Consider the following 10,728-nt stretch of genomic DNA (forward strand, 5'->3'; position numbering starts at 1 on the left):
TTAGAGAAGAAAATGCCCAAGCGCACTGACCTAAAGACCATCCTCATCATCGGTGCCGGCCCGATCGTCATCGGCCAGGCCTGCGAGTTCGACTACTCCGGTGCCCAGGCCTGCAAGGCCCTGCGCGACGAGGGTTATCGCGTGGTGCTGGTCAACAGCAACCCGGCCACGATCATGACCGATCCGGAGATGGCCGACGCCGTCTACATCGAGCCGATCAACTGGCAGACGGTCGAGAAGATCATTGCCAAGGAGAAGCCCGACGCGCTGCTGCCGACCATGGGGGGGCAGACTGCGCTGAACTGCGCGCTGGACCTGGCCGACAACGGCGTGCTGGAGAAGTACAACGTCGAGCTGATCGGCGCCAAGCGCGAAGCGATCCGCATGGCCGAAGACCGCGAGCTGTTCCGCGTGGCGATGGGCGAGATCGGCCTGGAGTGCCCGACCGCCGCCGTCGCTCACACGCTGGACGAAGCGCTGGAGATCCAGACCCGCGTCGGCTATCCGACCATCATCCGTCCGAGCTTCACCCTGGGCGGCAGCGGCGGTGGTATCGCCTACAACCGCGAAGAGCTGGTGGAGATCGTCAGCCGCGGCCTGGAACTGTCGCCGACCACCGAAGTGCTGGTGGAAGAGTCGGTGCTGGGCTGGAAGGAATTCGAGATGGAGGTGGTGCGTGACACCGCCGACAACTGCATCATCGTGTGCTCGATCGAGAATCTCGATCCGATGGGCGTGCACACCGGCGACTCGATCACCGTGGCCCCGGCGCAGACCCTGACCGACAAGGAATACCAGCGCCTGCGCGATGCCTCCATCGCCGTGCTGCGCAAGATCGGCGTCGATACCGGCGGCTCCAACGTGCAGTTCGGCATCAACCCGAAGACCGGCCGCGTGGTCGTCATCGAGATGAATCCGCGCGTGTCGCGCTCCTCGGCGCTGGCCTCCAAGGCCACCGGCTTCCCGATCGCGAAGGTGGCTGCCAAGCTGGCCGTGGGCTACACCCTGGACGAACTGAAGAACGAGATCACCGGTGGCCTGACCCCGGCGTCGTTCGAGCCGTCCATCGACTACGTGGTCACCAAGATTCCGCGTTTCGCCTTCGAGAAGTTCCCGGCCGCCGATGCGCGCCTGACCACCCAGATGAAGTCGGTGGGCGAAGTCATGGCGATGGGCCGCACCTTCCAGGAATCGGTACAGAAGGCGCTGCGTGGCCTGGAAACCGGCAAGGTCGGCTTCGACCCGACCGGGCTGGACCTGGCCAACGAGGAAGACCTGCAGACCCTGCGCCGCGAGCTGAAGGCGCCCGGTCCGGAGCGCCTGTTCTACGTGGCCGACGCGTTCCGCGCCGGCATGAGCGTGGAAGAGATCTATGCGCTGTCGTTCATCGACCACTGGTTCCTGGACCAGATCGAGGAAATCATCGCTGCCGAAGGCGAAGTGGCTGCCGACGGCATCGACGCGCTCGACGCTGCGCGTCTGCGCAAGCTCAAGCGTGCCGGTTTCTCCGACGCCCGCCTGGCCCAGCTGACCGGCACCAACGAAGCGGCCATCCGCGCACTGCGTCGCGCCCACAAGGTGCGCCCGGTCTACAAGCGCGTGGACTCCTGTGCCGCCGAGTTCGCCACCGGCACCGCCTACCTGTATTCGACCTACGAGGACGAGTGCGAGGCCGCGCCGAGCAACCGCGACAAGATCATGATCCTGGGCGGCGGTCCGAACCGCATCGGCCAGGGCATCGAGTTCGACTACTGCTGCGTGCATGCGGCGCTGGCGCTGCGCGAGGATGGTTATGAAACCATCATGGTCAACTGCAACCCGGAAACCGTCTCGACCGACTACGACACCTCCGACCGCCTGTACTTCGAGCCGCTGACGCTGGAAGACGTGCTGGAGATCGTCGAGCTGGAACAGCCGAAGGGCGTGATCGTGCAGTACGGCGGGCAGACGCCGCTGAAGCTGGCGCGCGCGCTGGAAGCCAATGGCGTGCCGGTGATCGGTACCAGCCCGGACTCCATCGACCTGGCCGAAGACCGCGAGCGTTTCCAGCAGCTGGTGGACAAGCTCGGCCTGAAGCAGCCGCCGAACCGTATCGCCCGCAACGACCAGGAAGCCCTGCTGCTGGCCCGCGAGATCGGCTACCCGCTGGTGGTGCGTCCGAGCTACGTGCTCGGTGGCCGTGCGATGGAGATCGTGTACGGCGAAGCCGATCTGGCCCGCTACGTGCGTGATGCGGTGAAGGTGTCCAACGATTCGCCGGTGCTGCTGGACCGCTTCCTCGACAACGCTGTCGAGTGCGATGTCGACATCATCGCCGACAAGGATGGCAACGTGCTGATCGGTGGCGTGATGGAGCACATCGAAGAAGCCGGCGTGCACTCGGGCGATTCCTCGTGCTCGCTGCCGCCGTACTCGCTGTCGGCCGAGACCCAGGCCGAGCTGCGTCGCCAGGTGGTGGAGCTGGCCAAGGCGCTGAACGTGGTCGGCCTGATGAACACCCAGTTCGCGATCCAGACCAGCGATGAGGGCGACGACACCGTCTACCTGCTTGAAGTGAACCCGCGTGCCTCGCGCACGGTGCCGTTCGTGTCCAAGGCCACCGGCATGCCACTGGCCAAGATCGCCGCACGCTGCATGGCCGGCAAGACCCTGGCCGAGCAGGGCGCGACCGAAGAGATCGTGCCGGACTACTACTCGGTGAAGGAAGCGATCTTCCCGTTCGCCAAGTTCCAGGGCGTCGATCCGATCCTCGGGCCGGAAATGCGCTCCACGGGCGAGGTGATGGGCGTCGGCCGCAGCTTCAACGCCGCCTTCGCACGCGCGCAGGAAGCCGGCGGCATCAAGGCCCCGCCGATCGGCAAGGCCTTCGTGTCGGTGCGCGACCCGGACAAGAAGCGCGTGCTGCCGGTCGCCAGGGCGCTGCTGGCGCGCGGCTACAGCCTGGTGGCCACCCGTGGCACCGCTGCCTGGCTGCAGCAGCATGGCATGCAGTGCGAGATCATCAACAAGGTGGTCGAGGGCCGTCCGCACATCGTCGATTCGATCAAGAACGGCGAGATCGTCTACATCGTCAACACGACCGAAGGTCGCTCGGCGATCAACGACTCGTTCTCGATCCGTCGCGAGGCGCTGCAGCACCGCGTCACCTACTCGACCACCATTGCCGGAGCCAAGGCGCTGGTGGATTCACTGGAATTCCGCGGCACCGGCCCCGTCTGGTCGCTGCAGGAGCTGCACAAGGAGTTGAATGCATGAGAGCCCCCATCACGATGAAGGGTGCGCAGAAGCTGCGCGACGAACTGGATCACCTGAAGTCGGTGAAGCGACCGAAGGTGATCGCCGCGATCGCCGAAGCGCGTGAGCATGGTGACCTGAAGGAGAATGCCGAGTACCACGCCGCACGCGAGGAACAGGGCTTCATCGAAGGCCGCATCAAGCAGCTGGAAGGCGAGCTGTCGCACGCCGAGATCATCGACGTGAGCAAGCTCAATGCCGGCTCCAAGGTGGTGTTCGGCGCCAGCGTGACCCTGGCCGACGTGGAAACCGACGAAGAGAAGAAGTACCAGATCGTGGGTGACCTCGAAGCGGATATCAAGCTGGGGCTGATCGCGATTTCCTCGCCGGTGGCGCGCGCGATGATCGGCAAGCTGGAAGGCGATTCGATCGTGATCGACGCCCCGGCAGGCCAGCGCGAGTACGAGATCGTCAGCGTCAGCTACGTGGACTGAGCACGTGGCGACGGCGACCCTGCTGTTGCCCGCACGCAGCCGCTTTGCCGCGGTTGCGCTGCCGGACGATGTGGCACGTGCGCTCGGCCGTGCCACAGCGGTGCAGGTCGAGCCGGGTGAACGGGCGCAGCTGGCGCGCCATTTCACGGTTGCCGCGCCGCACTGGCCGGTGGCCGCGCTGACCCGCCAGCGTGACGTGGGCGATGCGGCCGGTGCCAGCTGGCTGCGCGCCGATCCGGCCTGCATGGTGCCGGACATGCATGGCGCGCGGATGATGGCCTACGGCGAAACGCTGCGGCCGACGCTGGCCGACAGTCTGGCACTGCTGCCGGTGTTGCAGCCATTGTTCGCCGAGGCGGGGTTCGTGCTCGACGCACCCGATCCGTCGCGCTGGTATCTGCGGCTGCCGATCGATACCGCACTGCCGGCGTTCGACGGCCCCGACGAGGTGCTCGGCGATGACCTGTTCTCGCACCTGCCGGAAGGCGAGGGCGGCCGCCGCTGGCGGGCGCTGATGACCGAGGCGCAGGTGCTGCTGCACAACCACTCCTGGAACCAGCAGCGCGCTGCGCAGGGCCAGCAGCCGATCAATTCGCTGTGGTTCTGGGGCGGTGGCGTGATGCCGGTGTCGGTCAGCACGGTGCATGCACAGGTGCGCAGCCGCGATGCGCTCCTGCAGAGCCTGGCGCAGGCCGCTGGCGTGGCGGTGGATGGCGAGCAGGCTGTCGATGCACTGGTTGACCTGCGCCAGCTGCGTTCGCTGCAGCAGTTGGGCAACGAGGCGATCCGCCCGCTGCTGGCCGCATTGAAGCGTGGCGAGCTGCGGCGGCTGGTGCTCGATTTCGAGGATGGCCTGCAGTTCCAGCTGGATCGTGGCCAGCGCTGGCACTTCTGGAAGAAGCCACGGCAACTTCACGACTGAGGATCGGCGCGGGGCCGATGCCCGTCGGCCGCACTGCCAGCCCCTGGCTTTTCAACGCGCGGTATCATCCTCGGGTCTTCCGCAACCGGCGATGCCGATGTCCCTTGCCGCCGATCCAGCGCTGCCGTCTTCCGATACGCCGACAATCCGACGCCGTGAGGCTGCGACGCCGGCTGCATGGCCGGAAGGAACGCTGCCACTGCTTGCACGTCTCTATGCCAGCCGTGGCGCGGGGACGCCGGAACTGGCGCTGCCGAAGCTGGGCAATCTGCATGCCCCCGAACTGCTGACCGGCATCGACGCTGCGGTCGACCTGCTGGTCGAGGCCATCGCCAATGACAAGCGCATCCTGGTGGTCGGCGATTTCGACTGTGATGGCGCTACCGCCTGTGCGGTCGGCGCGCGCGGCCTGCGCATGCTCGGCGCACAGCATGTCTTCCATGCGGTGCCCAACCGGATGGTGCACGGCTATGGACTGTCGCCCTCGCTGGTGGAGGAACTGGCCGAGCTGAAACCGGACCTGCTGGTCACCGTCGACCATGGCATTGCATGCCATGCCGGCGTCGCGGCCGCCAAGGCGCGTGGCTGGCAGGTACTGGTCACCGACCATCATCTGCCGGGTCCGCAGCTGCCTGCGGCCGACGTGATCGTCGATCCGAACCTGGATGGCGACGCATTTCCCAGCAAGTCGCTGGCCGGTGTCGGCGTGATCTTCTACGTGCTGATGGCGCTGCGCCGGCGGATGCGCGAGGCCGGCGTGTTCGCCGATGGCAAGGGCCCGGACCTGACCACGCTGCTGGACCTGGTGGCGGTCGGCACCGTCGCCGACCTGGTGGCGCTGGATCCGAACAACCGCGCACTGGTCAGTGCGGGCCTGCGCAGATTGCGTTCGGGGCAGGGCTGTGTCGGCCTGAAGGCGCTGATCGAAGCCAGCGGGCGCGATGCGGCGCGACTGACCGCCACCGATATCGGCTTCGCCCTGGGCCCACGCCTGAATGCCGCCGGTCGGCTGGAAGACATGGCGCTGGGCATCGCGCTGCTGCTGACCGAGGACCCGCGGCAGGCGCGCGACATCGCGCAGATGCTGGAGCAGATCAACAGCGAGCGCCGCGCCGTGCAGCAGTCGATGACCGACGACGCGGAGCAGGCGCTGGCGCGGGTCGTGCTGGATACCTCCGGCCAGCGGCCGGTGGCCGCCTGCCTGTTCGATGCGGACTGGCATCCGGGCGTGGTCGGTCTGGTAGCCTCGAAGATGAAGGATCGCCTGCACCGGCCGGTGATCGCCTTCGCGCCGGCCGAGCCCGGTGCCGACACCCTGCGTGGCTCCGCGCGTTCGATTCCGGGCCTGCATATCCGTGACGCGCTGGCATTGGTCGATTCACGACATCCCGGCCTGATCGAGCGCTTCGGCGGTCACGCCATGGCGGCCGGCCTCAGCCTGCGGCTCGATCATGTCGACGCCTTCAAGGCGGCCTTCGTTGCCGTCGTGCTGGAGATGCTCGACCCAGCGGCACTTCAACAGCAGGTGCTCAGCGACGGTGAACTGGCGGCGGACGAGCTCGACCATCGCCATGCCGATGCGCTGCGCCTGGCCGGTCCTTGGGGGCAGGGCTTCCCGGAGCCGCTGTTCGATGGCCATTTCGAGGTGGCCAACTGGCGCGTGCTGAAGGAACGCCACCTCAAGCTGGAGCTGCGCCTGCCGGGCGTGCCCGGCACGATCAACGCGATCCATTTTGGCGGCTGGCACGGCAATGCGCCGAGCCGCCATGTGCATCTGGCCTACCGGCTGGCCTGCGATGACTATCGCGGTGGCAATGCCATCCAGCTGATCGTCGAGCACTGCCTGCCGGCATGAGGGAGCGTTCCCGCACTCCTGCCGGGGCGAGCATTGGCGACACGGTGGCGGCGAAGGAAATGTGAGGAAATTCGCAGTTCCTTGAATTTCCTTAATGAATTCATCTCTTTATCCAGAGGCAAAAGCGTCAAAAAGCTGGCGCATGTCACCTGCCGGTGGCAAAGTCGGGCCACGACCAACATGGGACGACGGAACGCCCGATGTACGCCGAATCACTGCTTCCCGGCGCCGCACTGCAGCGCCTGCACCAGGACCGACGCCTGATCCGCGTCGAAACCGCTCTGGATCCGGATACTTTCCTGGTCAAGCGTTTCGAGGGCAGCGAGGCGGTGTCCAGCCCGTTCGCCTACCGCATCGAACTGCTGTCGATCCAGTCGCGGCTGGAACTGAAACAACTGGTCGGGCAGCCGCTGCGCCTGCAGCTGGGCGATGAATTCGGCAACCGCAGCGTGCACGGCTACGTTCGCGAGTTCGCCAGTACCGGCCAACAGGCCCAGTTCAGTGCCTACCGGGCCGAGCTCGCGCCCTGGTTCGCCTTCCTCGATTACACCTGCAACTGCCGGATCTTCCAGGACCGCAACGTGCTGCAGATCATCGAGGAGGTGTTCCAGGGCTACGCACAGCTGGCGAAGTTCCGCTACGACCTCAATGCCGGCAAGCTGCCGCCACTGCCGTACTGCGTGCAGTACAACGAGTCCGATTTCGCCTTCGTCAGTCGCCTGCTGGAAGATGCCGGCCTGTACTACAGCTTCGTCCATGACGAAGAGGGCCATACGATGGTGATCAGCGACGATTCAACGCTGAGCACCGCGCACGGCGAACCGCAGCCCATCGCGTTCGTGTCCGACCAGGGCACGCTGGCCAGCACCGGCCTGCACCGCTGGGGTGCACGCCGACGCGTCGGGCCCAGCGTGCAGACCCTGCGCAGTTTCGACTTCAAGCAGCCGGGCCAGACGCTGGATGGCAACCAGGGCAACCAGGTGCCGCTGGGCCTGCTGCCGCCGCTCGAGCAGTACCGCTACGACGGTGCGGCGCGTTTCACCAACAGCCGCATTGGCCAAGCGCTGGCGGCGGTGCGCAACGAGGAAGTGGCGTGGCCGACCAAGCTGTTCGAGTGCGCGGGCAATGCCGGTGAACTCGATGCCGGCGCCTGCTTCGAACTGGAGCGGCACCCGGATTTCATCGGACGTGACGATACCGACCGCAGCTTCTTCGTGGTGAGCGTGCAGCGGGAAGGCCACAATAATTTCGCTGCCGATTTCGGCAGCGCTGAAGCCCCGAGTGTCGAAGTGCAGGCCGAGGTGCTGCGCCGTCGTATCCCCTACAGGCCGCTGCGGCGGACGCCATGGCCGCGCATGCCGGGTCCGCAGACCGCCACCGTGGTCGGTCCACCGGGAGAGGAGCTGCATGCCGACCGCTACGGCCGGGTGAAAGTGCAGTTCCATTGGGACCGCCAGCTCGATCGCCGCGAGAATGCCTCGTGCTGGATCCGCAGTGCGAGTCCGTGGGCAGGCGCCGACATGGGTGGCGTATCGCCGCCGCGCGTGGGCCAGGAGGTGATCGTCGATTTCCTCGACGGCGACCCGGACCGCCCCATCATCACCGGTCGTGTCTACAACGAGGACAACATGCCGCCGTTCGGCATGGAGGTGAGCGGCCTCAAGTCGAAGACGGTCAAGGGCGCGGGCTGGAATGAGATCACCATGCATGATGGCGCCGGTGGCGAGCTGCTGAACATGCGGGCGCAGCGTGACATGGTCACCACCGTGCTCAACGACCAGAACGCCAGCGTCAAGAACAACAAGTCCACATCGGTGTCGGTCAATCATCGAATGGACGTCGGCGCCAACCAGGACATCAGCGTCGGTGGCAACCGCGGCATCACGGTCACCGGCACCGACACGCTCGGCGTCACCGGCACCCGCACCACCAATGTGACCGGTGCGGTGACCGAGAAGTACGAAGCAGGGGAAACCAAGACGATCTCTGCGGCCGGCTATACCGAAACCATCACCGGCGACTTCAAGACCACCCTGACCGGCAACTTCACCAGCCAGCGCACCGGCACGTGGACCGAGACCGTCACCTCGACCTCCAGTCGCACGGTCGGCGGACTGGTGACGGAGACGCTTAATGCCGCGCGGGAGGTGACCATTACCGGTCATGACAAGCGCAGCGTGCAGGGCAAGGTCGACGACAGCAATGTCGGCGAGCGGGTGATCGATGTCACCGGCAATTTCAGCCAGGACGTGACCGGTACGCACAGCCAGGGCTCGGATGGCGCGATGAGCCTGGAGTCGGCGGTCAAGCTGTCCACCAAGGTGGGTGGCTCGGTCATCGAGATCACCGACAGCGCCATCAAGATCACCGCCGGTGGCTCGGAGGTGGTCATCGACGCAGGCGGTGTGTCAGTCAACGGCAGCGAGATCAAGCTCAACTGCTGAACAGCACGGGAGATACACCATGCAGGACACCCCCATGCTGCGCGGCCTGAACGCATTGCGCGACGCCTGGCTGGAGGCCAGCGCCGACAGCAGCAGGCGCCTGTTGGTATGGCGTCTGCCGGCTGCCGCCAGCCGCCTGCTGGCCGCGTTTTTCGAGATGCAGCGCAACGACGCAGGGCGTGATACGCCGGACTGCTTCCTGCGCATCGATACCGCCTATGAGCTGGGCTTCCGTTACAGCCGGCAGGTCAAGCAGGATCTGCTCGACCGTTATCTGGCCAGCCAGGACGATCTGCGCGCGCAGCAGGTGCCATTGGGCTGGCGTGGCCCGAGCGAGGCGCATCCGGACAGCGCGCAGGGTGTGGTCGATGTGCTGGAGAGTTTCATCGACCATCACGGCGAGCATCTGCGCCTGCTGGCTGCCGTGCTGGAACCGGAGCGTTGCGTACCCGGTGAAGGCTTCGAGCGCTGGCTGGATGCGGCGCTGGCCGCTGCGCCCGGAGAGCGCCTGCGGCTGGTGCTGGTGGATACCGAAGAGGACCCGCGCTGGCAGCCGCTGCTGGAGCGTCATGCCAGGACCGCACGGGTGGTCACCGCACCGGTCGACATGTTTGCGATTGCCCGGGATACCGCCGCGCAATCCGGTGGTCGCGGTCCGGAAGTGCTGTACCGGCAGCTGTTGGCGGACCTGATGCTGCTGCTGGAGCGAGGCAGTCCTTCGCAGGTGGTGGCCCGCGCCGGACGCGCGCAGGGCCTGGCGCAGCGGCACGGCTGGCAGGACCAGCAGTCGGTGGTGCAGATGATGGTGGCTGGTGCCTGGCTGAAGCATGGCGATCACAGCCAGGCGATCAACAGCTACCGGCAGGCACGCAGCGCCGCCGAAGGTGCACGTGCCAGCGGCAATCCTGCCGCGCCGGAACTGGTGATGCAGAGCTGGTTCGGTGAAGCGGGCTGCTGGTTGGCGGCCAAGCAACCCGAGCGTGCGGCACAGACCTACCTGCAGGCATCTGCGTCCGCAGCCAGCATTCCGCACCCCATGTTCGCACTGGAGGGCCAGCGCATGGCGGGCTGGTGTTACGTGCAGGCGGGCCAGCGCGAGGCGGCGCGCACGCAGCTGCTGGAGGCGATCCGCATCGCCAAGCCGCTGTCGCCGGCCGATCGCAAGGCGACGACGCTGCCGCAAGCATTGTGGGATCTGCTGCAGCTTCAGGACGCACGACGCTGCCAGCAACTGCAGCAGGTCGCCACTGACTACCTGCAGGCCAGCACCGGCCTGCTGGAGAGAGCCGACGCGCAGGGGCGCGCCCTCGGCCCGCGTCCCCCGCGTCCGGCGCTGGATGCCATCGACGCCGAGCTCGATGCCGCGCTGGAACGCGGCTTCCATCGTGCGCAGCAGGAACGCGAGCGGCTGATCCAGGGCGGTGACGAATTCTTCCGCAAGATCGTGGCCGTCGGCCGTGATTTCCTCGACCCGGGCTGGAACGGCCTGCCGGCGATCGAACACCCGCTCGACCACGAGATTCCGGTGTGGAGCGAGCCCCCGGCGATGCAGCCGCTGCCCGATCCCAGTGGCCTGCTGCAGCCGCCCGTGGCGACGCCTGCCGGACCCGCCGTTACAGGAGTGGCTGTTGCATGAAGTCGAACAAGACCGTGGTGATGCTGGTGGCCATCGTGCTTGGCATCATCGTCGTGACCTGGATCAGCGCCGAGTACCGTGACGAAGTAAAGGCGTTCCTGCGCGCGTTGTTCCGCGCCTTGTAAAGCAACAGGGAGTGTTGC

At 66.4% G+C, this 10,728-nt stretch carries 7 protein-coding genes; all 7 read left to right on the forward strand.

The features are described 5' to 3' along the window. Positions 1 to 12 precede the first annotated feature (12 nt). Entirely contained in the window at positions 13 to 3,255 is a 3,243-nt protein-coding gene (gene carB / locus ACVOKU_RS02640) for a carbamoyl-phosphate synthase large subunit (RefSeq protein WP_481558988.1), read from the forward strand. Positions 3,256 to 3,263: 8 nt separating this feature from the next. Continuing rightward, positions 3,264 to 3,728 carry a transcription elongation factor GreA gene (gene greA, locus ACVOKU_RS02645; RefSeq protein ID WP_026347191.1) on the forward strand — a complete coding sequence of 155 codons (465 nt, stop codon included), beginning with the start codon at positions 3,264 to 3,266 and terminating at the stop codon, positions 3,726 to 3,728. A gap of 4 nt (positions 3,729 to 3,732) precedes the next feature. Continuing rightward, positions 3,733 to 4,650, forward strand: a complete 918-nt coding sequence (locus tag ACVOKU_RS02650; protein WP_481558989.1) for a phosphoglycerate mutase — start codon at positions 3,733 to 3,735, stop codon at positions 4,648 to 4,650. Positions 4,651 to 4,747: 97 nt separating this feature from the next. Further along, positions 4,748 to 6,505, forward strand: coding sequence for a single-stranded-DNA-specific exonuclease RecJ (gene recJ, locus ACVOKU_RS02655; protein ID WP_481558990.1), 1,758 nt, complete (start codon positions 4,748 to 4,750; stop codon positions 6,503 to 6,505). A 200-nt stretch (positions 6,506 to 6,705) separates the two neighbouring features. Then, entirely contained in the window at positions 6,706 to 8,949 is a 2,244-nt protein-coding gene (locus tag ACVOKU_RS02660; protein WP_481558991.1) for a type VI secretion system Vgr family protein, read from the forward strand. A 19-nt stretch (positions 8,950 to 8,968) separates the two neighbouring features. Next, positions 8,969 to 10,585 (forward strand): hypothetical protein, encoded by a 1,617-nt coding sequence (locus ACVOKU_RS02665; protein WP_481558992.1) that lies wholly within the window; start codon positions 8,969 to 8,971, stop codon positions 10,583 to 10,585. Beyond that, the gene (locus ACVOKU_RS02670; RefSeq protein ID WP_006441023.1) at positions 10,582 to 10,710 is read left to right on the forward strand and encodes a hypothetical protein; all 129 of its coding nucleotides are present in this window, start codon (positions 10,582 to 10,584) and stop codon (positions 10,708 to 10,710) included. Before ACVOKU_RS02665 ends, ACVOKU_RS02670 begins: the two co-directional genes overlap by 4 nt. The last annotated feature ends 18 nt before the right edge of the window (positions 10,711 to 10,728 follow it).

The organism is Stenotrophomonas sp. STEN147 (assembly GCF_056757995.1).